General features: G+C 61.1%; 22 protein-coding genes. 20 read left to right on the top strand and 2 right to left on the bottom strand.

The features are described 5' to 3' along the window. Window positions 1–4: 4 nt before the first annotated feature. The 3 genes from BM235_RS10730 (at window position 5) to glnA (ending at window position 3,225) form a co-directional block, all read left to right on the top strand. Complete coding sequence (locus BM235_RS10730) at window positions 5–1,309, top strand: methionine gamma-lyase family protein (RefSeq protein ID WP_090112611.1); 1,305 nt, start codon at window positions 5–7, stop codon at window positions 1,307–1,309. 127 nt (window positions 1,310–1,436) lie between these two features. After that, the gene (locus tag BM235_RS10725; protein ID WP_090112609.1) at window positions 1,437–1,856 is read left to right on the top strand and encodes a MerR family transcriptional regulator; all 420 of its coding nucleotides are present in this window, start codon (window positions 1,437–1,439) and stop codon (window positions 1,854–1,856) included. A 40-nt stretch (window positions 1,857–1,896) separates the two neighbouring features. Beyond that, window positions 1,897–3,225 carry a type I glutamate--ammonia ligase gene (gene glnA / locus BM235_RS10720; RefSeq protein ID WP_090112608.1) on the top strand — a complete coding sequence of 443 codons (1,329 nt, stop codon included), beginning with the start codon at window positions 1,897–1,899 and terminating at the stop codon, window positions 3,223–3,225. 85 nt (window positions 3,226–3,310) lie between these two features. On the opposite strand, the gene lexA is transcribed toward glnA, so the two are convergent. Then, on the bottom strand, window positions 3,311–3,934 hold the full coding sequence (gene lexA / locus BM235_RS10715) for a transcriptional repressor LexA (RefSeq protein ID WP_090112606.1): 624 nt from the start codon (window positions 3,932–3,934) through the stop codon (window positions 3,311–3,313). Between the two features lie 164 nt (window positions 3,935–4,098). Between lexA and BM235_RS10710 the strand changes: the two genes are divergently transcribed. The 4 genes from BM235_RS10710 (at window position 4,099) to BM235_RS10695 (ending at window position 6,412) form a co-directional block, all read left to right on the top strand. After that, window positions 4,099–4,548: a LysM peptidoglycan-binding domain-containing protein gene (locus BM235_RS10710; RefSeq protein WP_177244220.1), complete on the top strand. Its 450-nt coding sequence runs from the start codon at window positions 4,099–4,101 to the stop codon at window positions 4,546–4,548. A gap of 158 nt (window positions 4,549–4,706) precedes the next feature. Next, window positions 4,707–4,904 carry a DUF896 domain-containing protein gene (locus tag BM235_RS10705; RefSeq protein WP_090112602.1) on the top strand — a complete coding sequence of 66 codons (198 nt, stop codon included), beginning with the start codon at window positions 4,707–4,709 and terminating at the stop codon, window positions 4,902–4,904. 120 nt (window positions 4,905–5,024) lie between these two features. Beyond that, window positions 5,025–5,543, top strand: coding sequence for a hypothetical protein (locus tag BM235_RS10700; RefSeq protein WP_090112600.1), 519 nt, complete (start codon window positions 5,025–5,027; stop codon window positions 5,541–5,543). Window positions 5,544–5,611: 68 nt separating this feature from the next. Then, window positions 5,612–6,412 carry an HAD family hydrolase gene (locus tag BM235_RS10695; protein ID WP_090112599.1) on the top strand — a complete coding sequence of 267 codons (801 nt, stop codon included), beginning with the start codon at window positions 5,612–5,614 and terminating at the stop codon, window positions 6,410–6,412. A 61-nt stretch (window positions 6,413–6,473) separates the two neighbouring features. Here the strand turns inward: BM235_RS10695 and BM235_RS10690 are convergent, their stop codons facing one another. Beyond that, entirely contained in the window at window positions 6,474–7,013 is a 540-nt protein-coding gene (locus tag BM235_RS10690) for a cupin domain-containing protein (protein WP_090112598.1), read from the bottom strand. 176 nt (window positions 7,014–7,189) lie between these two features. Between BM235_RS10690 and metH the strand changes: the two genes are divergently transcribed. The 13 genes from metH (at window position 7,190) to BM235_RS10625 (ending at window position 24,042) form a co-directional block, all read left to right on the top strand. After that, entirely contained in the window at window positions 7,190–10,639 is a 3,450-nt protein-coding gene (metH, locus tag BM235_RS10685; RefSeq protein ID WP_090112596.1) for a methionine synthase, read from the top strand. A 394-nt stretch (window positions 10,640–11,033) separates the two neighbouring features. Further along, complete coding sequence (locus BM235_RS10680) at window positions 11,034–13,328, top strand: DEAD/DEAH box helicase (protein ID WP_090112594.1); 2,295 nt, start codon at window positions 11,034–11,036, stop codon at window positions 13,326–13,328. After that, window positions 13,325–14,782 carry a ribonuclease H-like domain-containing protein gene (locus BM235_RS10675; protein ID WP_090112592.1) on the top strand — a complete coding sequence of 486 codons (1,458 nt, stop codon included), beginning with the start codon at window positions 13,325–13,327 and terminating at the stop codon, window positions 14,780–14,782. Before BM235_RS10680 ends, BM235_RS10675 begins: the two co-directional genes overlap by 4 nt. A gap of 133 nt (window positions 14,783–14,915) precedes the next feature. After that, the gene (locus BM235_RS10670) at window positions 14,916–15,794 is read left to right on the top strand and encodes an HAD-IIA family hydrolase (RefSeq protein ID WP_090112590.1); all 879 of its coding nucleotides are present in this window, start codon (window positions 14,916–14,918) and stop codon (window positions 15,792–15,794) included. Between the two features lie 74 nt (window positions 15,795–15,868). Next, on the top strand, window positions 15,869–16,687 hold the full coding sequence (locus BM235_RS10665) for an Fpg/Nei family DNA glycosylase (protein ID WP_090112588.1): 819 nt from the start codon (window positions 15,869–15,871) through the stop codon (window positions 16,685–16,687). A 1-nt stretch (window position 16,688) separates the two neighbouring features. Further along, on the top strand, window positions 16,689–17,531 hold the full coding sequence (locus BM235_RS10660) for a deoxyribonuclease IV (RefSeq protein ID WP_090112586.1): 843 nt from the start codon (window positions 16,689–16,691) through the stop codon (window positions 17,529–17,531). Between the two features lies 1 nt (window position 17,532). Further along, entirely contained in the window at window positions 17,533–17,895 is a 363-nt protein-coding gene (locus BM235_RS10655; RefSeq protein ID WP_090112584.1) for a cyclic-phosphate processing receiver domain-containing protein, read from the top strand. Next, complete coding sequence (locus BM235_RS10650) at window positions 17,892–18,233, top strand: thioredoxin family protein (protein ID WP_090112582.1); 342 nt, start codon at window positions 17,892–17,894, stop codon at window positions 18,231–18,233. The genes BM235_RS10655 and BM235_RS10650 overlap by 4 nt, the downstream gene beginning before the upstream one ends. Beyond that, window positions 18,220–18,993: an ABC transporter ATP-binding protein gene (locus BM235_RS10645; RefSeq protein WP_090112580.1), complete on the top strand. Its 774-nt coding sequence runs from the start codon at window positions 18,220–18,222 to the stop codon at window positions 18,991–18,993. Before BM235_RS10650 ends, BM235_RS10645 begins: the two co-directional genes overlap by 14 nt. Before the next feature lies 1 nt (window position 18,994). Further along, complete coding sequence (locus BM235_RS10640) at window positions 18,995–20,014, top strand: SAM-dependent methyltransferase (protein WP_090112578.1); 1,020 nt, start codon at window positions 18,995–18,997, stop codon at window positions 20,012–20,014. Window positions 20,015–20,209: 195 nt separating this feature from the next. Further along, window positions 20,210–21,823: a serine/threonine-protein kinase gene (locus tag BM235_RS10635; protein ID WP_090112576.1), complete on the top strand. Its 1,614-nt coding sequence runs from the start codon at window positions 20,210–20,212 to the stop codon at window positions 21,821–21,823. Between the two features lie 177 nt (window positions 21,824–22,000). After that, complete coding sequence (locus tag BM235_RS10630) at window positions 22,001–22,696, top strand: response regulator transcription factor (protein WP_090112574.1); 696 nt, start codon at window positions 22,001–22,003, stop codon at window positions 22,694–22,696. Beyond that, window positions 22,693–24,042, top strand: a complete 1,350-nt coding sequence (locus BM235_RS10625; protein WP_090112572.1) for a sensor histidine kinase — start codon at window positions 22,693–22,695, stop codon at window positions 24,040–24,042. Before BM235_RS10630 ends, BM235_RS10625 begins: the two co-directional genes overlap by 4 nt. Window positions 24,043–24,045: the final 3 nt, after the last annotated feature.

The raw sequence follows: 24,045 nt of genomic DNA, 5'->3' as shown, positions 1-24,045 counted from the left end.
AAACATGAGGGCAAACGACGGCAAGAACGAACTACAATCGGAGCAGGAATGGCAGCGGCTGGCGGACCGGGCGGAGACGCTCGTCGCAGGTCGGTTCGCGGAGACGGACCGCATCGCGGAACGGAACAACTGGAAGGTCATCCGCGCCTTTCGCAAGCATAAAGTGAGCGATTACCACTTCGCCTCTTCGACGGGCTACGGCTATAACGACAGAGGGCGCGAGGTGCTGGATCTCGTGTACGCGGACGTGTTCGGATCGGAGGCCGCACTGGTGCGGCCTCATTTTGCTTCGGGCACGCACACGATCTCGACGGCGCTGTTCGGCGTGCTGCGTCCGGGCGACGAGATGCTGTTCGTGACCGGCGAGCCCTACGATACGCTGCGCAAGGTCGTCGGCAAGCCGGGGGACGGGATCGGCTCGCTTGCCGACTGGGGCATTAAAGCGAAGTCGATTCCGCTGCTGGCGGACGGCGGCGTGGACTTTGCGGCAGTCGCCGCGGCCGTGACGCCCCGCACGCGCGTGTTCGCGATCCAGCGCTCCCGCGGCTACGAATGGCGGTCTTCGTTCACGATCGACCGGATCGCGGAAATAGTTCGCCGTCTGCGGGAGTTGAAGCCCGACGCCGTTATTTTCGCGGACAATTGCTACGGCGAGTTTACGGAAGACCGCGAGCCGTGCGAGGTCGGCGTCGACCTGATCGCCGGATCGCTCATCAAAAATCCGGGGGGCGGGCTTGCCGCGAGCGGCGGATATATCGCGGGCAAGCAGGAGCTCGTCGAGCAGGCCGCCTTCCGGATGACGGCGCCGGGCATCGGCGCGGAAGTCGGCGCCATGCTCGGCACGACGCGCTCGATTTACCAGGGCTTATTCCTCGCGCCGCTGCTCGTCTCGCAGGCGGTCCGCGGCAGCATCTTCGCCGCCGCCGTATTCGCGCAGCTCGGCTTCGAGACGAAGCCCGGATGGGACGAGCCCCGCACCGACCTCATCCAAGCGATCGCCTTCGGATCGGAGGCGCCGCTGATCGCTTTCGTCCAAGCGGTGCAGCGCGCGGCCGCGGTAGACGCTCATGTCGTCCCTGAGCCGTGGGACATGCCCGGTTACGAGCATCCGGTCATTATGGCGGCGGGCACCTTCATTCAAGGCGGCAGTCTGGAGCTGTCCGCGGACGCCCCGATCCGGGAGCCTTATATCGCTTATATGCAGGGCGGCTTGACCTACGCGCACGTGAAACTGGCGGTGCGGGAAGCGTGGGAGACGCTGAGGGATCGCGGCATGCTCGAAGGGATGTCAGTTCGGAGGGATCCATAGTCAGGCCAGCCGGCGGCCGCGTATGCTCATTGGAATTAAACCTTACATTCCTTGACACGTTTTGCGGCCCGGGGTTACAATGGAAGAGGTTGCAAAATTCCGCGCCCAGATGGAAGGTTGATACGAAATGGCTGGCGACGAAATACGCAGAAATATGGCGCTGTTCCCGATTGGCATTGTCATGAAGCTGACCGATCTGACCGCCCGGCAAATACGATATTACGAACAACATGAATTGATTCAACCCGCGCGGACGGCCGGCAATCAGCGTCTGTTCTCGTTCAACGACGTCGAGCGTCTGCTCGAGATCAAGGCGCTGATCGAAAAAGGCGTCAACATCGCCGGCATCAAGCAGGTGATGAATCCGGTCGGGGAGAGCGCGGACGACGCGACGATCATCAACGAGCTGTCCGAGGTCAAGCGTCGCGAGATGACCGAATCCCAGCTTCACCGGATGCTCAAGCAGCAGATCATGTCCGGCAATAAGCGCCCGGGCCAAGTATCGCTTATTCAGGGCGAGCTGTCTCGATTTTACAAGAACAAGTAGCATAGTAACTGTACCCACAACGACCATTTAGGAGGCTGTCATGAGCTACTCGCGCGAGGATATCATTCGGATCGCCAAGGAAGAAAACGTACGCTTCATCCGCTTGCAATTTACCGATCTGATGGGCATCATCAAAAACGTGGAAATTCCCGTAAGCCAACTCCAGAAGGCGTTGGACAACAAAATGATGTTCGACGGCTCCTCCATCGAAGGCTATGTCCGGATCGAGGAGTCCGACATGTATCTATATCCGGACCTCGACACCTGGGTCGTTTTCCCTTGGGTTACGGAAGATCGCGTCGCGCGCCTGATCTGCGACGTCTATATGCCGGACGGCACGCCGTTCGCGGGCGATCCGCGCGGCATTTTGAAGCGTGCGCTCGAAGAGGCGGAAGAGCTCGGCTATACGTCGTTCAACGTCGGACCGGAGCCCGAGTTTTTCCTTTTCCAGACCGACGAGAAGGGCAATCCCACGACCGAGCTCAACGACCAAGGCGGATATTTCGACCTCGCGCCGACCGATCTCGGCGAGAACTGCCGCCGCGACATCGTGCTCATGCTAGAGGAGATGGGCTTCGAGATCGAAGCATCTCACCACGAGGTCGCTCCGGGACAGCATGAGATCGACTTCAAATACGCGGACGCCATCAAAGCGGCCGATCAGATCCAGACATTCAAGCTCGTCGTCAAGACGATCGCGCGCAAGCACGGGCTGCACGCGACATTCATGCCGAAGCCGCTTTACGGCATGAACGGCTCGGGCATGCACTGCCATCAATCGCTTTTCAAGGGTTCGGAAAATGCGTTTTACGACGCGAACGACCGTCTCGGACTAAGCACGGTGGCACGTCATTATATGGCCGGCATTCTGCAGCACGCGCGAGGCATGGCCGCCATCACCAATCCGACCGTCAATTCGTTCAAACGTCTTGTTCCCGGATATGAAGCGCCTTGCTACGTCGCTTGGTCGGCGAGCAACCGCAGCCCGATGATCCGTATTCCGGCTTCGCGCGGTCTCAGCACGCGCGTCGAAGTACGCAACCCGGACCCGGCGGCGAATCCGTATCTGGCGCTGGCGGTCATGCTGAAGTCGGGACTCGACGGCATTCGCAACAAGACGGCGCTTCCGGCGCCCGTAGACCGCAATATCTACGTCATGAGCGACGAAGAGCGGATCGACGCCGGCATTCCGAGCCTGCCGCTCAACCTGCGCGAAGCGCTCTCCGAGATGCTGCGCGACGAGGTCGTCTGCGAAGCGCTCGGCGATCACGCGCTTACGCACTTCTATGAGATGAAGGAAATCGAGTACGACATCTATCGCACCCAAGTTCACCAATGGGAACGGGATCAGTATTTGACGACTTATTGATATTCGGACGGAACAAAGAAGCCTCGGCGATCGCTTAGCGATGCCGAGGCTTCTTTGTTCTGCGTTAAGCTGCTGGGTCGAACGCTTAACGAATGCTGCGAATTAAACCGATGACTTTGCCCAAGATGCTGACGTTGTTCAGGCGCAGCGGCTCCATCGTGCTGTTCTCCGGTTGAAGGCGGATGTGGTCGCGCTCCTTGTAAAACGTCTTGACCGTCGCTTCGTCTTCTTCGGTCATGGCGACGACGATGTCGCCGTTCGTGGCGGTCTGCTGCTGGCGTACGATGACATAATCGCCGCTGTGGATGCCGGCGTCGATCATGCTGTCGCCTCTGACGGAGAGCATGAATACCGTCTGCTCGCCGACCATCTGGGCGGGAAGCGGGAAGTACTCCTCGATATTCTCCGTCGCGGTGATCGGCACGCCTGCCGTGACCTTGCCCACGAGCGGGACGGAACGGACGGACTGCGCGAACTGGATGACCGGATCCTGCTCGCCGTCCGTAATCTCGATCGCGCGAGGCTTGGTCGGGTCGCGGCGAATCAGGCCTTTCTTTTCAAGACGGTCGAGATGGCCATGCACGGTGGAGCTCGACGCGAGTCCGACGGCCTCGCCGATCTCGCGAACGGACGGGGGATAGCCCTTGTCCTTGACTTCGTTCTTAATGAATTCCAATATGGCGGATTGACGGTTGGACATCTTCGACACCTCGAAGCCCTCCTACTGACTTAAAAATTCATATGACAAATTATAACACAGAACCGGAGTTCGTACAAACATTCGTTCTTAGAGAACTTGTGTTCGCAAAATGGTTGACTCAAACATATGTTCGTGATATTCTCATATCAGAACAAACGTTTGGGGTGGATGAGATGGTACAAGTACAGCTTATCGGTTCGGATTCGTTGAAGTCCAATGATTATACATATGGGAATAGGAAGACGGGAACAGGGCGAGCCTCCGTCGATTCTTCACGGGCCAAGAGCGGGGCTTCGGCGCGCGTTTTTCAATCGTTCGTTACCATTAAAGGGCTTCGGTTGATTTTGATTCCGATCGTCGCGCTGCTGATATACGCCGGGCTGTCCATGATGTCCGCTTCCGCAGAACCGGAATCCGTTCGTCCGGCGATGGGATCCGAATCGACCGTGACGGTCGACAGCGGGGACACGCTTTGGTCGATTGCCGAAGGCGCCAAGCCCGCCGGCATGAAGACGGTGGCCGCCGTACACCTGATCATGAAGCGCAACGGACTGACTTCATCTTCCATCTCTTCCGGCCAACGCTTGGTGCTTCCGGCCAAATTGTCAGATTCATCTCATTGAGAACAAATGTTCTTAACGCCGCTTTGATCGCCATACATCATTTCTCGAATAATCTATCTTAATCGACCGATGCATATCGGTCTTTTTGCTTTAGCCTCGCCTTGACATTCCCTTTGCGATATTGTCAAATGAGAAGAGGCAACACGGGAGGTGACCCTATGGAATTCGACAAGCTGATCGCTCGGATTAACGAGTTGGCACATAAGCACAAGACGACCGGATTGACCGAGGAAGAGGCCGTCGAGCGGCAAAAGCTGCGTCAGGTTTACTTGGATAACTTCAAGCGTAACTTCAAGCAACAACTCGATCAGATCGAATGGACGGACGAACCTCCGGCAGATACGATTAAGCATTAATACGGCCCTCTGCAAGCGCAAAAATTAATGGCGTTAATTTTAGATGTGCGGCCTTATTCATGCGGCAACGCGGCAAAGCCGGCTTAACGCCGGCTTTGCCTATACATAGGAGGGAATGCAGTGTCACGTTCATGGGAACGCGCCGTACAGCGCAATACGAAGGAAATAAACAAGCGACGCAAAAAAGAGGGCAAGCAAGGCTTGTCCGCGCCTGCGGCTCAGGTCGACCGCTTCAAGGGGCGGAGCTTCATCATGCCGTTTACGCTTGTGCTGCTGATCGTGTTTTACATTCTAATGTTCCAGCCGTGGTCCGCCGACTTTAAGCAGAGCGCAGGCATGTTTTGGGCGACGGTCGGTTGTTACGTGCTCCTCGCCGTGTTTTACTTCCTTCGCAGGCCTTATTTAGCCGTCTCGAAGGATAGGCTGGAGACGCGCAAATTCGCGGGATACAAGACGCTTAAGCCGCTCGAAGTGCGGAAGATCGTTCAGATGCCTGGCTACATCGTCATCGAACCGGTCAAAGGCGGCAACTGGGTGTTCTCCAAGCTGATGAACCGGTACCCGCTGGACGCGATGTCCGTTCGTCTCAAGGAGTTCGCAGGCCAGCATCAGATCGAGTGGGAGACACGCGCCAAGTAAAAGAGCCAGAAGCAAGAATTTCAATAAACATGCTTTTCAAGAATCGCGCACGGGAGAGATGGACGGGAATGAAGATTCAAGCGGTTATGTTCGATTTGGACGATACGCTGCTTTGGGATGACCGCAGCGTTAAGCAAGCCTTCGAGGCGACATGCGAGCTGGCTTCGCAGGTAGCCGGCGTCGATGCGGCAGCGTTGGAAGAGGCGGTAAGACGCGAAGCGCGCGCGCTCTACGAGACGTACGAGACGTTTCTTTTCACGCAGATGATCGGAATCAACCCGTTCGAGGGCTTATGGGGAAACTTCAAGGCCGGCGAGCATGAAATGTTCAGGCGGATGGAGGCCATCGTGCCGGACTATCGGCGCGAAGCTTGGACGCGCGGGCTCAAGGCGCTCGGCGTAGACGATCCAGCGCTCGGCGCTAAGCTCGCGGAAGAATTTCCGGCTCATCGCCGGAAGCTGCCGCTCGCCTACGAGGAGACGTTCGAGGTGCTTGACGCGCTCAAGAGCCGTTACAAGCTCCTTCTCCTGACGAACGGTTCGCCCGATCTGCAGGAGGAGAAGCTCGCGATGACGCCCGAGCTGATCCCCTACTTTGACGAGATCGTCATCTCCGGGCAATTCGGAGAAGGCAAGCCGTCTCCGAGATTGTTCGCGCACGCGCTGCAGCGGCTTGGACTTCAAGCAGGCGACTGCGTCATGGTCGGCGACAAGCTGACGACCGACATCAAGGGCGCCAACGGCGTCGGGATGATCTCGATCTGGATCAACCGGCACGGTGCCGTTCGCAACGACGAGATCGTGCCGAGTTATGAGATCGCGAGCTTGAACGAATTGCAGCCGCTTCTGGACAAATTGTCCGCCGAATGAAAGAAAGCGCCGGATCCCCGATGTGAACGGGGCCGGCGCTTTTTTGTTGCGAAAAAACGAATTATTTAACGAACGCCGGATCCTCGTAAGGATGCGCGATCCAGCCCTCGGTCTCGATGAACAGGCGAACGGCGACGACCTTCTTGGACTCGGTCAGGGTGAAGAAGTGAACGCTGCCCTCCGGTACGGAGATGACGTCGCCTGCGCTCAGGATGACGTCGAAGTATCCGGTCTCTTCGTCGCCGCGGATGATGAAGATGCCTTCGCCGGCCGTGATCGCCCGGACTTCGTCTTCGGTGTGGGTGTGGATCTGCTCGAACTTCTTCAGCAGCTCTTCGATGTTCGGCGTGGACTCGGACAGCACGACGATGTCCCAAGTCTTGTAGCCGCGGCGTCCCGCTAGGTCGCGGATCTCGGTATCGAAGGTCGACAGGATCTCTGCCTTGTCCTCGGCGCTCAGGTCGAAGTTTTCTTGCAGGCGCTCAGGCAGCTTGGCCGGATTCCAGTGTTCGTAAAGCACGCCCTGCTTGTCGAGGAAGGAACGGACGTTGGCTTCCCCTTCGATCAATACGTTCGTATTGCGCACGCGAACTTTTGCCATTTACAATTCCTTCTTTCCCACTATGAATTTAAGTATTTGTTGATTAAATTATAATCCTTGCTACGCCATTTGTCGACACATCCAACCGGATCTTTTCGTGAATAAAACATTCTGCTACTATAGAAGTTAATGCTTTTACCCATGAAGTTACCCGGAAAAGGATGATACGTCTAAATATGACTTTAACCGATAAGAAAGCCCCATTGCAAGAGCAGTTGAAGAAGCGGATTCTGATCCTCGACGGCGCCATGGGCACGATGATTCAGCAGGCGAACCTGACGGCGGAAGATTTCGGAGGCGAAGAGCTCGAGGGATGCAACGAAATGCTCGTGCTGACCCGTCCCGACGTCATCCGCGGCATACATGAACAGTATCTCGCGGCGGGATCCGACATTATCGAGACCAACACGTTCGGCTCGACGTCGGTCGTGCTGGCTGAATACGATATTCCCGAAAAGGCGAGAGAGATCAACCTGGCCGCGGCGAGGCTCGCCCGCGAAGCTTGCGACAAGTATTCGACGCCGGACAAGCCGAGATATGCAGCAGGCGCGCTCGGTCCGACGACCAAGACGCTGTCGGTAACGGGCGGCGTGACGTTCGATCAGCTCGTCGAGGATTATCGCGAGCAGGTCGTCGCGCTTATGGAAGGCGGCGTGGACGCGATCCTGATCGAGACATGTCAGGACACGCTTAACGTCAAGGCGGCGAGCATCGGCGTTCGGGCGGCGTTCGATCTCATGGGCCGCACGCTGCCGATCATGATCAGCGGCACGATCGAGCCGATGGGCACGACGCTGGCCGGGCAGAATATCGAATCGTTTTACGTGTCGCTCGAGCACTTGAACCCGGTGTCGTTCGGATTGAACTGCGCGACCGGTCCCGAGTTCATGCGAGATCATATCCGTACGTTGTCCGCGATCGCGAAGTCCGGCGTCAGCTGCTATCCGAACGCCGGTCTGCCCGACGAAAACGGACATTACCACGAGTCGCCCGAGTCGCTCGCGCGCAAGCTGCGCGCTTTCGCCGAGCAAGGCTGGATTAACATCGCTGGCGGCTGCTGCGGCACGACGCCGGCTCACATCAAGGCGATCGCGGACGCGATGGCCGATGTCGCGCCGCGCGTTCAGGCCGGCGAGCATCCGCCTGCCGTATCCGGCATCGAGACGGTCTATATCGAGAGCGAAAATCGTCCTTACATGGTAGGCGAGCGGACGAACGTGCTCGGCTCCCGCAAGTTCAAGCGGCTCATCGCCGAGGGCAAGTACGAGGAGGCGTCCGAGATCGCGCGCGCCCAGGTCAAGAGCGGCGCGCACGTCATCGACGTCTGCTTGCAGGATCCGGATCGCGACGAGACCGAGGACATGAAGAAGTTTCTGGACTTCGTCACGAAAAAGGTCAAGGCGCCGCTGATGGTCGACACCACAGATCCGGCCGTCATCGACATGTCGCTGAAATACATCCAGGGCAAAACATTAATTAACTCCATTAATCTTGAGGACGGCGAGGAGAAATTCGAAAAGGTCGTGCCGATCCTTCACAAATACGGAGCGGCCGTCGTCGTCGGCACGATCGACGAGCGCGGGCAGGCGATCACCCGGGAGGACAAGCTCGAAGTCGCGATCCGCTCGCACGACCTGTTGGTGGACAAGTACGGCTTGCAGGCGGAGGATCTCATTTTCGATGCCCTCGTATTTCCCGTCGGCACCGGCGACGAGCAGTACATCGGCTCCGCCAAGGAGACGATCGAAGGCATCCGGCTCATCAAGGAGCGGCTGCCGAAGTGCCAGACGATACTCGGCGTCAGCAACATCTCGTTCGGTCTTCCCGAGGCCGGCCGCGAGGTGCTGAACTCCGTGTTTCTCTACGAATGCACGAAGGCGGGACTCGATTACGCGATCGTCAATACGGAAAAGCTCGAGCGCTACGCATCCATTCCCGAGCATGAACGCAGACTCGCCGAAGAGCTGCTATACAATACGAACGACGAGACGCTTGCCGAATTCGTCGCCGCTTTCCGGGACAAGAAGGTGGAGAAAAAAGTCAAAGCCGAAAACTTGCCGCTTGAAGAGCGTCTGGCCGGCTATGTCGTCGAAGGAAGCAAGGAAGGACTGCACGCCGATCTCGACGAGGCGCTGGAGAAGTACGCGCCGCTCGACATCATCAACGGTCCGCTCATGGCGGGCATGTCCGAAGTCGGACGCCTTTTCAACAACAATGAGCTGATCGTGGCCGAGGTGCTGCAGAGCGCGGAGGTCATGAAGGCGTCCGTCGCGCATCTGGAGCCGCACATGGAAAGGGCCGACTCCGCCGTAAAGGGCAAAATCATGCTGGCGACGGTCAAAGGCGACGTCCACGATATCGGCAAAAACCTCGTCGAGATCATTCTCTCGAACAACGGCTACAAGATCGTCAACCTCGGCATCAAGGTGCCGCCGGACCAGCTCATCGCCGCGTACCGCGAGGAGAAGCCGGACGCGATCGGACTGTCGGGCCTGCTCGTCAAAAGCGCGCAGCAAATGGTGCTGACCGCGCAAGACTTGAAGAGCGCCGGCATCGACGCCCCGATTCTCGTCGGCGGCGCGGCGCTGACGCGCAAGTTCACGAAGACGCGGATCGCGCCCGAATACGACGGCGTCGTGCTCTACGCCAAGGACGCGATGGATGGGCTCGACATCGCCAACAAGCTGAGCGATCCCGCGCAGCGCGCCGCGATCGAGCAGGAGCATCGGACCGCGCTCGCCACGCTCGAGCGCGAGGAGGAGAAGCCGGCGATGCCCGCGCCGACGCGCGCGCGCAGCGCCAGCGTTTCGCCGGACGCGCCCGTATTCGCGCCGCCGGATTACGATCGCCACGTCCTGCGCGATTACCCGCTCGCGCACGTGCTGCCGTACGTGAACCTGCAGATGCTGATGGGTCACCATCTCGGTCTCAAGGGCAACGTCGAGGAGCTGCTCAAGGCGGGGGACGAGCGTACGGCGCAGCTTAAGGACACGATCGACGGGATTGTGGCCGACGCGCAGACGAACGGCTGGCTGAAGCCGCAAGCGATGTACCGCTTTTTCCCGGCGCAGGGAGACGGCAACGACATTTTGATCTACGATCCGGCCGACCGCAAGACGGTGATCAAGAAATTTACGTTTCCGCGGCAGGCGGTGGAGCCGTTCCTGTGCCTGGCGGACTTCCTGAAGCCCGTGGACAGCGGCGTGATGGACACCGTCGGCTTCCTCGTCGTGACGGCGGGCAACGGCACGCGCGAGCAGGCGGAGAAGTGGAAGGAAAATGGCGACTACCTGCGTTCGCATGCGCTGCTCGCGACCGCGCTCGAGGTGGCCGAAGGCATGGCGGAACGCGTGCATCAGATCATGCGCGACAATTGGGGCTTCCCGGACCCGGCCGACATGACGATGAAGCAGCGATTCGGCGCCAGGTATCAGGGCATCCGCGTGTCGTTCGGCTATCCGGCTTGTCCGGACCTGGAAGACCAAGGACCGCTGTTCGAGCTCATGAAGCCGGAGGATATCGGCGTCCAGCTGACCGAGGGCTTCATGATGGAGCCGGAAGCGTCGGTGTCCGCGATGGTATTCGCGCATCCGGACGCGAGATACTTTAACGTCGACAAGGCTTGAGGCATTTCAAAATCGAGGCTGCTATGAAGGCCGTCCCATTCGCGCGTGCGATCGGGACGGCTTTTGCCGTTGACGCGAACGACAGGAAATGAACGATCATTTCCCCGGAAAGCGCAGGATGCGACACTGAGTAACGCCAATCGCCCGTCCGTAATCCGGTTTTTCGACCGGACTCTTCTGTTAGCGCTTTCGTTCGACACTATTATTGCAATTGCGCGACAATTCACACAAATGAAGAGCATCTTCATTCCACCGCTATTTCCCGATCGAATAAGACAGGACAAGTTCCTCGCGCATAGTCAATTAAGCCCGTTGCCGTGCGAACGTACATTCTGTACAATGAAGATTACAGCTAACAAGCGAACGATACGTAAAAGAAACGGAGCGATGCGGCATGAATCCTTTGACGGGAAAGGCGGCGACGATGGAGGAATGGCTGGAGCATCTGAAGCTGAACCGGGAGATCATGGAAAACGTGACCTACTGGCATACGCAGCCTGCCCGCCCCGCGCGGACCGCGCCCTTTCCGCCGGAGCTCGATCCGAGGCTGTCCGCCGCGCTCGGCACGAGGAACGTCGCTTCGCTCTACACGCACCAGGCGATGGCGTTCGAGGCGGTCCGCGCCGGCCGCCACGTCGTGACCGTCACCCCGACGGCATCCGGCAAGACGCTATGCTACAACCTGCCGGTGCTACAGCGGCTCTTGACCGACCCGAGCGCGCGGGCGCTGTACCTGTTCCCGACGAAGGCGCTCGCCCAGGACCAGGTGGCCGAACTCCAGGAGCTGGCCGACGCGATGGAGGTCGATATCAAGACGCACACGTACGACGGCGATACGCCGCCCACGGTCCGCCAGGTCATTCGCAACGCCGGCCATATCGTCGTGACGAACCCGGATATGCTCCACTCGGCGATTCTGCCGCACCATACGAAGTGGGTCAAGCTGTTCGAAAACCTGAAATACATCGTCATCGACGAGCTGCACGCCTATCGCGGCGTCTTCGGCAGCCATGTGGCCAACGTAATACGCAGACTGAAGCGAATTTGCCGATTTTACGGCAGCGCGCCGCAGTTTTTATGCGCGTCCGCGACGATCGCCAATCCGCGCGAGCACGCAGAACGGCTCATCGAGGAGCAGTTCGCGCTCGTCGACGACAACGGCGCGCCGGCCGGGGAAAAACATCTCGTTTTTTACAATCCGCCCGTCGTCAACCGGCAGCTCGGCATCCGGCGTTCGAGCGTGCTGGAGTCGCAAAAGCTGGCGGCGCTGCTGCTTAGAAGCGGCATTCAGACGATCGTGTTCGCGCGCAGCCGGGTCCGCGTGGAGATCTTGCTCACCTATTTGCAGGAGCTGACCAAGCGGGAGTTCGGGCCCAAGTCGATTCGCGGCTATCGCGGCGGCTACTTGCCCAAGCTGCGGCGGGAGATCGAAAAGGGGCTGCGAAGCGGCGAGATTCGGGGCGTCGTCAGCACGAACGCGCTCGAGCTCGGCATCGACATCGGCCAGTTGCAAGCCTGCGTGCTGAACGGCTATCCCGGCTCCATCGCGAGCACGTGGCAGCAGTCCGGGCGGGCGGGACGCCGTCACGGCAGCTCCGTCACGTTTCTCGTGGCCAGCAGCAATCCGCTCGATCAGTACCTGATCCAGCACCCGGACTATTTTCTCGGCAGGCCGCCCGAGGAAGCGCGCATTCACCCGGACAACCTGCTCATTTTACTCGATCACATCAAGTGCGCCGCCTACGAGCTGCCATTCGAAGCGGGCGACACTTTCGGCGGGGAGAAGCTCGTCGACCTGCTCGAGTTTCTGGCGGAGGAAAAGGTGCTGCACGAGAACGCCGGACGCTGGTACTGGATGGAGCAGGCGTTTCCGGCCCACGGCATCTCGCTTCGCTCCGCGGCGCAGGAGAACTTCGTCATTATCGACATGACGGAGGGACATCGCGTGCTCGGCGAGGTCGACCGGTTCGGCGCGCCTACGCTCATCCACGAGGAAGCGATCTATTTGCACGAGGGCGTGCAATATCAGGTCGAGAAGCTGGATTATCCGGAAAAGAAAGCGTACGTGCGCGAGGTCAACGTGGATTACTTCACCGATGCGAGCCTTGCCGTAGAGCTTAAAGTGCTGCACGTGGACAAGGAGCGCGAATCGCCGGGAGGCGCCATCGTGCGGCAATACGGAGAGCTGATGGTGACGGCCAAGCCGACGATTTTCAAAAAGATGCGCTTGCGCACGCACGAAAACATCGGATCCGGCCCGATTCACTTGCCCGAGGAGGAGCTTCATACGAGCGGGTATTGGTTTTCGTTCTCGGAGGAGGCCGCCGCCGCCCGCAGCGCGAACGACATGCAATCCGCCCTGCTCGGTCTAGCCAACGTGCTCGTCCATCTGGCGCCGCTGCATCTGATGTGCGATCCGATGGATATCTGCGTCGTGCCCCAGGTGAAGGCCGTCCATACGAAGCAGCCGACGATTTACTTTTACGACCGGTATCCGGGCGGCATCGGCCTCAGCCAGCGCTTGTACGAAAAGCATGACGAGCTGCTGGCGGAGGCTGGGCGCCTCATCGAGGGATGCGGGTGCCTCAGCGGCTGTCCGGCGTGCGTCGGGCCGATCGAGGAGGTCGGCCTGCTAGGCAAAGACCTGGCGCTCGGGCTTCTGCAGCGAACGGCAGGTGCGGCGGGATGAGCAGCCTGCGCGACCGGCTGGACCGGCTGCGGGCCCAGTCGGCATCGGCCAAGGCGGCGGATGCGGCGTTCGGCGTCGCGGCGGAGGCGAAGGCGGATGGGGCGGCGGCGGGCATTGACGGCCTTTCCCAGCTTGCGGAAGTGGCCGATCAGGACAACGTCGGACCGATATCCGGAAGGGCGAGCGCCCAGCCCGATACCGAAGACGAAGCCAATAACGGCAGCGGACTCCATCCCGCCCTCGCCGCGCTTGACGTGGAGGAGGTCGCCGGCGAATACGGCAGTTTCCTGCGTCGGCGCGCGATCTACCCGCTCGAGCACCGGCACGGCCATTACGTGCTGACCGAGCTCATGACCTGCGCCGGCAGGCTGAAGCCCATTGCGGTGCGGCAAAACCGGAAACGAGGATCGCTTGCGGCGGTCGCCGAACCCGAGCCGGAGGAAATCGATGCGAAGCGGCTTTTGTTCCTCGACACCGAGACGACCGGACTCGGCGTAGGCACGGGCAATTTGCCTTTTATGATCGGATTCGGATACGCCGACGGAGGGGCAGGGACATTTACGGTGGAGCAGCTGCTCATCCGGCATCCCGGGGAAGAGCGGGCGATGCTGTCTTACCTGCTCGGCAAGTTCGCGGGCGTCACGCATCTGGTTACCTATAACGGCAGGTCGTTCGATTGGCCGGTGCTGACGAGCCGCTTCGTGCTGAACGGGTGGCGGCCGAGCGGCGTCGAGCCGGGACATCTCGATTTCCTGCATCCTTCCCGCGCCTTATGGAAAAACACGCTGCCGTCCTGCCGGCTGAGCCGGATCGAGGAAGACCGGCTCGGAATCGTTCGCGGCGAAGACGTGCCGGGCTCGCTCGCGCCCGAGCTGTATATGAAGTATCTGAGCGACGGGGATGCCTCTCATCTGCGCGGCGTTTATATTCACAACGAGCGGGATATTTTGACGCTGGCCAGCCTGACCGTCCACTTCGGCGGCGTGCTCGAGGGCCGGCTCGGCGCCGAATGGGCGCTGCCCGAGGAGCCTGAGGAGCTGTTCCGCACGGCAGCCTGGCTGGCCGATCACGGCGGAGAGCAGCACGCGGAGCGGCTGTTCGCGGCGCTGATCGCGGAAGGCACGCCGGGCGGCCGGTGGCTGCTGCCCGCCGCCGCGCGCCTCAAGCGGCTTGGCCGGCACGACGAGGCGGCCGGGCTTTGGGAGCGGGCCGCGAGCCTCGCCGAATCGCGGCTGCTGCCTACCGCAGAAGCGCATATCGAGCTGTCGATGCATTACGAGCATCGTCGCAGGGAGCCGGGCATCGCGCTGGATTACGCATCGCGCGCGCTTGAACTGCTGCAGCGGCGAACTTCGCTTAGACAGAGCGACAGGACGCGGGCGGAGCTCGACGCGATCCGGCACAGAATGGCGCGGCTTCGCCGCAAGCTCGAAACGACAGGCCGGCTCGGATGAGTTTTCCGGGGCGGTCTGTCGCTTCTTTCGATATGCGGATGGTTGCAGAGTACTCGACAAAAGGGTATTGTGATTCATATAAATGCTGGCAGCATCATGAAACGCAAGACAGCGTCAAAGGAGCCGAACTTTAATGTCGCAACAAACCGAGCTGCTCCGCGAAGACCGGTTCGCGGGGCGGCCGAAGGCGGTGCTGCTCGACCTCGACGGCACGCTGTACAGAGGAGAGACGCCGATCGAAGGCGCTTCGAGATTGGTCGAGGAGCTTGAAGAAGCAGGCATTGCCTGCTGGTATTTAACGAACAATTCGACGCGCACGCCCGAGCAGGTCGCGGCGCATCTGCGCGGCTTCGGCATCCCTGCTGACGCCACGCGCGTTATCACGTCAGCGGCAGCCGCCGCGCATTATGCCAAGCAGCGCCATCCCGACGCGACCGCGTTCGTTATCGGCGAGCACGGACTTCGCAGCGCGCTTGCGGAAGCGGGCATCGCGATGCCGGACGAAGCCGAGCTGGCCGCAGGCGCTAGCGTGAACCTTGTCGTGCAAGGACTGGACCGGAATTTGAACTATGGACAGTTGACCGCGGCGCTAGGCTATTTATTGTCGGGAGCCGACTACTTGCTGACCAATCCGGATCGCAGGCTGCCCGTCGGCGACGGCTTTCTGCCCGGCGCGGGGAGCTTGGCCGCCCTGTTGGAGACGGCCAGCGATGTCGCGCCGGTCGTTATCGGCAAGCCGTCCGGCATCATGATGCGGTATGCGTTGGACTTGGCGGGCATCGAAGCTTCGGAGGCCTGGGTCGTCGGGGACAACCCGCACACCGATCTTGCAGCCGGCCTCGCGGCCGGTTGTCCGACGGTGCTCGTCTTAACAGGCATATGCGGTCGGGACGACTGGCGTCAGCGCTGCGAGCGCGCAGGCGCGATGCCGGATGCGGTATGCGAGGGGCCGGATGAAGTGCGCGCTTTGATTTCCGGGTTGGGGACGGCCAGCGGACCGTCAGATACATAATATGGATACGAATTCGAAAAAGGTTTGACGAAAGCAGGCCATCCGCGCGATGGCTGGAGAAGGGATGAACGATCATGCCGGAATGGCCGGAAATGGACACCTACCGAAGATTGCTGTCGCCGCTCGTATGCGGGCAGATGATCAGGGAGGTCGTCGTGAACCGCGAGAAGACGATTAACGAACCCCCTGAATTGTTCATAGACGCGTTGAAGGGCAAGCGAATTTTGTTCGTGGAGCGGAAAGGCAAGCACCTGCTCTTCCATCTGGACGACGGCAATCGGCTGCTTCTGCATTTGATGCTCGGCGGCTGGATGTTCTACGGACAAGACGGTCCGAAGAGCGACGATCACTATCAAGTGATCCTGACGCTGGACGACGGCAACCGGCTGTTTTTCGCGGGACTGCGGCTCGGATTCCTTCACAGGCTCAGCGCCAAGGCGGTGCTGGAGCGACTGCACGACCTGGGACCGGATCCGATGGACCCTCGCCTGACCGAGGCCGCGTTCGCGACGCGGCTGAAGAAGCGGCGGGGACGGCTGAAGCCCGTTCTGACCGATCAAAAGTTTCTCGCCGGCATCGGCAATTGCTATTCGGACGAGATCTGCTTCGATGCCATGATCCACCCGGCCTCGCAGATTTCGGCGCTAAATGAAGAGCAGATCTCCGCGCTGTACGCGTCCATGCGCAAAGTGCTCGCGGAAGCGGCCTCCGGCGGCGGATACATGGAGCACCCGTTGACGGAGACGGACGAGACGACCGGCGGATTTCTGGACAAGCTGCGGATTTACGATCGCGGCGGAGAGCCATGCCCCCGTTCGGGAGACGAGATCGTGCTGGAAACGCTGGCGGGGCGAAAAATGTTTTACTGCCCGGCGTGCCAGAAAGAAGCTTAGCATGCCGGCCGTAGGCAGCCATGTCAGCACGCGGCGCGGACTGTTCGAAGCCGCCCGCGCCGCGGCGCGCATGGGCGGCGACGCCTTCCAGTACTTCCCGTCGAATCCGCGCACGCTTTTCTCCAAGCCGGTCGACGAGGCGGACGCATCCCGCTGCGCGGCATATTGCAAGGAAGAGAATATCGTCTCGCTCGGCCACTCCGCCTACGCGATCAATCCCGCCTCGACCGGCGACTCCGCCTCCCAGATGGAGCGGTGCGTGCTGGGCGATCTGGCGATCGCGGAAGCGTGCGGATCGATCGGCACGGTCATTCACTTCGGCGTCATTCGCGGCGACGATCCGCTGCAGGGCTATCGCGACATGATCGCCTGGATCGACCGGACGCTGGCCCGTTGGGACGGCAAGGCGAAGCTGCTGCTCGAGAACCAGGCGGGCAACCATGGAGACGCCGGCAAGACGCCGGAGGAAATGGTTCAGATTCGCTCGCTGTCCGCTTATCCGGACAAGATCGGCTTCTGCCTCGATACTTGCCATTTGTACGCCAGCGGCGAGTGGAACGGCGCGGATTGGGCCGACTTTCGCAAGCGCGCCTCGAAGCTCGGCTACTGGGAGCATCTCGCCGCCGTGCATCTGAACGATTCGCGCTATCCCTCGGGCTCCCGCAGGGACCGTCACGCGCCGATCGGAGAGGGCTATATCGGCGACGATAGCTTCAGGGAGCTGCTCGCTTCACCCGAGATACGCCGGGTGCCCGTCGTCATGGAGACGCCGCCAGAAGCGGACGGCACGCATGAAAAGCAGATCGCCCGCGTTCGCAAGCTGATGAGCGAGGAGGACGATTAACGTGATTAACGTTTATTTGGACGACGTTCGGCCTTGTCCGGCAGGCTTCGTGCCGGCGCGCACGGCCGAGGAGTGCCTGTTGCTGCTTCGCGAATGCGAGGTGGACATCCTGTCGCTCGATTACGAGCTCGGATACGGGCAGCCGAACGGCTTCGCCGTCGTCGGCGGGCTAATCGCCGCCGGCACGTTTCCGCGAGAGGTGTACGTTCACTCCTCCAGCATGATGGGCCGCGCCCAGATGGTCAAGGGACTGCGCGATGCCGGCATTGCCGGCCTGGTCGTGCATGACGGCCCGATGCCCGCTGCGGTGCTGGATGCGGCGGCCTCGAAAGGCCAGCGCGAGGGGAAGGACGAATCGCCGTGACCGAATGGGAAGCCAGGACCTGGAAACGGGAGGTCGAAGCGTCGGAAGGCGCGCTTGCGCTTTTCGTCTACACGCCGCTATGCGGGACATGCGCGCTCGCGAGACGAATGCTCGAGGTGGCCGAAGCGTCGCTGACGAACGTTCGGATCGCTTCGGCGAACATCAACCTCATGCCCGGAATGGCGGAAGCTTTTCAGATCGAGAGCGTTCCCTGCCTGCTGTTAAGGCGTCAGGACGGCGCATGGAATAAGGTATACCGATTCGGATCGGTCGTGGAGGTAAGGGCGCGGCTCGCCGAATCGTTCGGGGGAGAGGAAAACGATCATGATCGAACTTAAGAATATCGTATGGCGCCGCGAAGAACGGGAGATATTGCGCGGCGTCGACCTGACGGTCAAGGCGGGGGAGCGCTGGGTGCTCCTCGGCCGCAACGGCTGCGGCAAATCCACGCTGCTCGAGATGATCACGGGCTATTTGTTCCCGACGAGCGGTACGGTCGACATTCTCGGCAACCGTTACGGGCGCGTAGACGTGCGCGAAGTGCGCAAAAAAATCGGCAACATCGGGCCGTCGCTGATCGAAAAGCTCATTCCTCGCGATCCGGTCTGGGAGATCGTCGTCGGCGGGATGAACGCTTACTTGCGTATTTACGAAGAAATTTCAGACGAAATCAAAGCGAGAGCGCTGGCGGAGCTTGACCGCGTCGGTCTCGGCTCCCGCGCCGAGCAGCCGTTCGGCACGCTGTCCCAAGGCGAACGCAAAAAGGCGCTGCTGGCCCGGACGATGATGGCCGATCCGCAGCTGCTGATCATGGACGAGCCGTGCGCCGGTCTCGACCTGTTCGAGCGGGAAAAGTTTTTGGATTCGCTCGAATCGCTCTCCAGACGCGTCGAGGGCATCTTGTACGTGACGCACCATATCGAAGAGATCGTGCCTTTGTTTACGCATGTGGCGCTTATGGCCGAGGGCCGGATCATCGCGGCCGGTCCCAAGCGCGAGGTGCTGACGGCCGAGCTGCTGCGCGACGCCTACGACGTACCGGTCAACGTGCGGTGGGCCCAAGAGAGACCTTGGATTACGGTTGAAAAGGAGGGGTAAAGTGACGGCATTCATCGGAACGACCAACCCCGGGTTCGCGCCTTTTGCGATGGAGGAGCTGCGCAGACGCTGGCCGGACGTATCGCTGTCGGGCCTCGCGCCCGGCGAGACGTTTAAGTTTGTCGTCGCCGGCGCGGACGATCGAGAGTTGGTCCGCGCGCTTCGCATGGACGAGCCCATCTTTTTGCGACATCTGTTCCCGGTGCGGGAGGAGCTCGACATTCCGCCGCAAGCGGAGGAGGTCGCTTCGGCGCTCGTCCGTTTTGCGGGCTCGCTGGCCGACGAAGTCAAAGGCGCCAAGGTCGCGGTTCAGGTGCGCAAGTCCCAGGATAGCCCGTTTCCTTTTTCGTCCGCCGAAGCCCGCGACTTGATGGTGCCCGCGCTGCTGGAGTCGGGCGCGGAGACCGTGTCCCGCGGCTCTAAGTGGATCGTGTCGGTGTACGCGTCGAAACGGAGTCTCTATCTCGGCTTGTCCGCCCCCGCGGACAATCTGTCCGACTGGCCTGGCGGGGCCGTGCGGTTCCGCCGGGAGGAAGGACTCATCTCCCGCGCGGCCTTCAAGCTGCTCGAAGCGGAGCAGACGTTCGACCTGCCGTTCGAGCGGTTCACGAACGCGCTCGATCTCGGCGCGGCGCCGGGCGGCTGGACGTCCGTGCTTCTGGAGCGCGGTCTTCGCGTGACGGCGGTCGATCCCGCGGAGATGGACGAATCGCTGGCGGGGCATCCCAGACTTCGGCATCTGCGGCAGAACGCGGCCGACCTGTCCTTCGCGCCGGGGACGTTCGACCTGCTCGTCTGCGACATGAGCTGGGATCCGCACCATACGGCCAGGATCGTGAAGCAGTTGGCGCCGGCGTTGTCGGCGGGCGCCTCCGTCATCGTCACGCTGAAGCTGATGTACAAAAAGCCGATGCAGACGATCGCCGACCTGCTCGGGTCTTACGAGGAAACGTTCGATATTCGAAGGGTCAAGCAGCTGTTCCACAACCGGGACGAAGCGACGGTCTGGATGCGCAAGTAACCGCCTTTTCGCGATGCTTCGCCGATCGAGGATCGGGATCGGCCTTTCCTCGTAGATCGCGGCATGCTATAATCGGAGCAATAAGAAAGACATACGCACGGGAAAGCATCCCGCGCCGAACCGAATCCCTTTGGGGGAGCGGCTTTGGCGCGGTTTTTGTATTTATTGCGTTTGTTGCGAAGGGAGGAACGGGGCGTGAAGGGAGAAAATGCGCGGCGTCCGCTCCCCGCGTTCGAGCTGGGTCAGCTCGTATCGAACCGGTACAGAATCGTGGGCGGACTGGGCCGCGGCGGAATGGCCCGCGTGTACTTGGCGGAGGACATGAAGCTGGGCGGGCGGCTGCTCGCGCTCAAGTTGACGCGTACGTACGACGGCGCCGAACGGTTTATCGACGAGGCAAGATTGCTAAGCGCCTTGCGCCATCCCGGCCTGCCGGAGATCGTCGATTACGAGCCGCCGGACGATCAAGGGCTTGCGCTGATCGTCATGACCTACGTCGAGGGCGAGACGCTCGCCGAGCGGATGCGAAGGCACGGGATGTCGCTGCCGTTCGCGAAGGCGCTGCGGTACTTGCTCCAGCTGGCGCGAACGCTGCAGTATTTGCATGCTCAGCGGCCGCTCGTCGTCTTCCGCGACCTGAAGCCGGCCAATGTCATGATCGACGGCAGGGACGACGCGATTCTGATCGACTTCGGCATCGCGCGGGAGTTCAAGCCTGGCGCGGCGCGGGATACGCTGATGCTCGGCACGCCGGCGTTCGCGGCGCCGGAGCAGCTGCGCGGCGAGCAAAGCGATGCCAGGACGGATCTGTACGGGCTCGGCGGCCTGGCCTATTACCTGCTGACGGGCGGCGGCTTTTTCAGCAGCGCGAGCTCCGGCAGCAGGCCGACCTGGCTGCGCGAAATTCCGCCGGGTTTCGTCGCGTCCGTGGAGCGGCTGCTCTCCGAACGCCCCGGAGACAGGCCGGACAGCGCCGCCGACGTCGTCCGCGAATGGCAGCAATATGCAGGATCGGCGGGAGCCTGCGAGCCGGGCGCTCCCGTCGGGATGCCTGCCGTCGGACCGTTTCAATCGGGTCCCGGCGCTTCAAGCGACCGCCGCGGCAAGGGGGTCCGGATCGCGGCGATATTGTCGGCCTATCCGGGTGCGGGCGCGACTTTCGTGGCGCGGATGCTGTCGTCCCGGCTGAACCGGCTCGGCGTCGCGCACGCCTTGACGGAGTGCCCGGGGATCGAGCCCGAGCTGTACCGCTGGCTGGACGGCGGGCGGCGCATGCCGGGCCGCGCGGTGTTCGCGGATCCGTCCGGCGCCGGGTCCGTGTCCCCGGCATGGCGGGAGGGACATGCCGATTATTATCCGCTCCGACCCGACGATCCGCCGGGCGGGGCGCCTGCGCCGGGCTTCGCCTCATGGCTGAACGGGATAGGCGCGCCGCTCGTCCTGCTCGACGTATCCGGCGCCTGGCAGGATGACCGCGTGTCGGACTGGCTCGCGGCGCACGCCGACGCGATCTATGCGGTGGCCGACCCGCTTCCGGTCAAGTGGACGGAGCGCCGGCAGCGCGGCTGCACGGAGCTGTTGACTTCCTCGACTCGCGCCGGCGCGTCCACGGGCTGGATCGCGAACCGCGACATGGACTTTTCCGGACGCGGCGAGTGGCTGAGCTTGTTCCCGGAGCGGCCGATGCTCGCGGTGCCGCATTTGCCGCCGGCTGACGCTGCGTCCTGGCTATGGCAAGGCGGCGACATCTCGCTGCCGAAGCGCGCGGCGGCCGATGCGGATGCCTTTTGCGCGCATCTGCTCCGTTGAATCGCCCGCCGACACCACCGTAAAAGGCGCTGCTCACCTCAGCCGAAACCAGCGTCTTCCCGGAATGTATGCTTCATCCATTCGATCTCGCAAGGTGGGCATGGTACAATAGATGTCAGCGGATTCAGGCGCTTTTTCGCGAGATTCCGAAGAACGTGGAGACAGAGGTGGACGATCATGAGCGAACGTATATTGATCATAGAGGACGAGGACGGCATCGCGCGCATTTTGGAGCTCGAGCTGAAGCACGAGGGTTACGAGGTCGGCCGCGCGGCCGACGGCCGAACGGGACTGGAGATGGCGCTCAGCGGCGAATGGGACTTGCTGCTGCTGGACGTGATGCTCCCCGGGCTGAACGGCGTCGAGGTGCTGCGCAGGTTCAGGCAGAACGACAACGCGGTGCCCGTCATCCTGCTGACGGCCCGGGACACCGTTCCGGACAAGGTCAGCGGCTTCGAACATGGCGCCAACGACTACGTGACCAAGCCCTTCGCGATGGAAGAACTGCTTGCGCGCGTGCGGAACCTGCTTCGGATTTTCAAGGCTTCGCGCGAGGGCGAGAGCGAAGACGCGCTCAAGATCGGGGACCTCACGATCGAGCTGATCACGCGCAAGGTGTACCGAAAAGACCACGGCATCGATTTGACCCCTCGCGAGTTCGAGCTGCTGCTTTATTTGGCCCGGCACAAAGGCGCGGAGAAGACGCGGGACGAGATCTTGTCCGACGTATGGGGCTACGAATATATCGGGGATACGAACGTCGTCGACGTGTACATCCGCTATTTGCGACAGAAGATGGACAAGGGGTACCGGCATAAGCTGCTTCACACCGTTCGCGGCGTAGGCTACATGCTCAAGGAGCCCGAAGTATGACGCTAAGGCTCCGCTTCACGCTTTTTACCGTTTTTTGGTTGATTTTTATTTTGATTTTATACAATGTGTTCGTTTATTACTTCGTCATCAAGGTGACGACGCGCGGCGAGCTGCAGCTGCTCTCCAGCAAAGCCGATCTCGTCATGGAGACATTGCGCAAAAACGAGATGGCTGGCATCGACGACGCCGCGCTGCTGAAGGACATGTACAACGTCAACGAGATGATGCGCATCGTCACGCCGGATTCGCGCGTCGTGAACTCGGTCGGCGTAGACAAGCAGCTGCTCGCCCTGCCCAAGGAAGTCCGTACGGTGTCGCACTCGGACACGATTAAGGTGGACGGGCACCGGGTGCTGACTTGGTCCGTGCCGATTTACGACAATCACCGCCTCGTCGGGCAGATCGACAGCGCGCGGTATTTGACCGCGCTCGACGGCTATCTCCAGATCCTCCTCGGCGCGCTCAGCGTGACGAGCGTCGGCGCGATCATATTCGCCATCCTCGGCACGTACTGGTTCACTTCCCGCTTGACCGGACCGATCGGGCAGATGGTCCAGACGATGCGGGAGATCGACCGGAGCGGCAAGCTTCAGCGGGTGAAAATGGGCCGCGAGGAGTCGGTGGAGCTCCAGCAGCTCATCCGCGCGTTCAATCAGATGATCGATCGGCTGGACCGGACGATCGAGCGGCAGAAGCAGTTCGTCGCGGACGCCTCGCACGAGCTGAAGACGCCGCTCACCGTCATCGGCAGCTACGCGGACATGCTGAAGCGCTGGGGCCGGGACGACGTCACCGTGCGGGACGAGGCGATCGAGGCGATCGCGCGCGAGACCGAGCGCCTCAAGAAGCTGACGCTCTCGATGCTGACGCTGGCGGAGGCGGAGCAGGACGATTGGCTGAACAAGAGCCGATTCGATATCGTCTCCATAGTCAATGACCTGTCCGGCGTGCTGCGGGCCACGTTCCTTCGGCACATCCGGGTTCATTCCGGGTCGGGAACGGTTCAAATGGTCGGCGACAAGGACAAGATCCGGCAGATGATCCTGATCTTTCTGGACAACGCGATCAAGTACAGCAAGGAACCGATCGACGTACGCATCCGTTCGGAGAAAAATACGGTTCGCATCGAAGTTACGGATTACGGTATCGGCATTTCGGAAAACGAGATTCCGTATCTTTTCGAACGGTTCTACCGGGTGGACGAGGCGCGGCATCGCGCGACGGGCGGCAGCGGCCTCGGGCTGTCCATCGCCAAGCGGATCATCGACCTGCACGGCGGGACGGTCGAAGTATTCAGCAAGCCCGGCAGCGGCACGACGATCGCCATCGCGCTCCCGTACAAATAAGGG

The organism is Cohnella sp. OV330, assembly GCF_900112065.1.
Classification (GTDB): Bacteria; Bacillota; Bacilli; order Paenibacillales; family Paenibacillaceae; genus Cohnella.
The sequence above is the reverse complement of the archived record's forward strand: the minus strand, read 5'-3'. Positions and strand labels throughout refer to the sequence as shown.

What these genes read in the sequence shown, in the direction of transcription:
- BM235_RS10730 (WP_090112611.1), top strand. Translation starts at nt 5, where the DNA reads ATGAGGGCAAACGACGGCAAGAACGAACTACAATCGGAGCAGGAATGG.
- BM235_RS10725 (WP_090112609.1), top strand. Translation starts at nt 1,437, where the DNA reads ATGGCTGGCGACGAAATACGCAGAAATATGGCGCTGTTCCCGATTGGC.
- glnA (WP_090112608.1), top strand. Translation starts at nt 1,897, where the DNA reads ATGAGCTACTCGCGCGAGGATATCATTCGGATCGCCAAGGAAGAAAAC.
- BM235_RS10710 (WP_177244220.1), top strand. Translation starts at nt 4,099, where the DNA reads ATGGTACAAGTACAGCTTATCGGTTCGGATTCGTTGAAGTCCAATGAT.
- BM235_RS10705 (WP_090112602.1), top strand. Translation starts at nt 4,707, where the DNA reads ATGGAATTCGACAAGCTGATCGCTCGGATTAACGAGTTGGCACATAAG.
- BM235_RS10695 (WP_090112599.1), top strand. Translation starts at nt 5,612, where the DNA reads ATGAAGATTCAAGCGGTTATGTTCGATTTGGACGATACGCTGCTTTGG.
- BM235_RS10690 (WP_090112598.1), bottom strand. Translation starts at nt 7,013, where the DNA reads ATGGCAAAAGTTCGCGTGCGCAATACGAACGTATTGATCGAAGGGGAA.
- metH (WP_090112596.1), top strand. Translation starts at nt 7,190, where the DNA reads ATGACTTTAACCGATAAGAAAGCCCCATTGCAAGAGCAGTTGAAGAAG.
- BM235_RS10680 (WP_090112594.1), top strand. Translation starts at nt 11,034, where the DNA reads ATGAATCCTTTGACGGGAAAGGCGGCGACGATGGAGGAATGGCTGGAG.
- BM235_RS10675 (WP_090112592.1), top strand. Translation starts at nt 13,325, where the DNA reads ATGAGCAGCCTGCGCGACCGGCTGGACCGGCTGCGGGCCCAGTCGGCA.
- BM235_RS10670 (WP_090112590.1), top strand. Translation starts at nt 14,916, where the DNA reads ATGTCGCAACAAACCGAGCTGCTCCGCGAAGACCGGTTCGCGGGGCGG.
- BM235_RS10665 (WP_090112588.1), top strand. Translation starts at nt 15,869, where the DNA reads ATGCCGGAATGGCCGGAAATGGACACCTACCGAAGATTGCTGTCGCCG.
- BM235_RS10660 (WP_090112586.1), top strand. Translation starts at nt 16,689, where the DNA reads ATGCCGGCCGTAGGCAGCCATGTCAGCACGCGGCGCGGACTGTTCGAA.
- BM235_RS10645 (WP_090112580.1), top strand. Translation starts at nt 18,220, where the DNA reads ATGATCGAACTTAAGAATATCGTATGGCGCCGCGAAGAACGGGAGATA.
- BM235_RS10630 (WP_090112574.1), top strand. Translation starts at nt 22,001, where the DNA reads ATGAGCGAACGTATATTGATCATAGAGGACGAGGACGGCATCGCGCGC.
- BM235_RS10625 (WP_090112572.1), top strand. Translation starts at nt 22,693, where the DNA reads ATGACGCTAAGGCTCCGCTTCACGCTTTTTACCGTTTTTTGGTTGATT.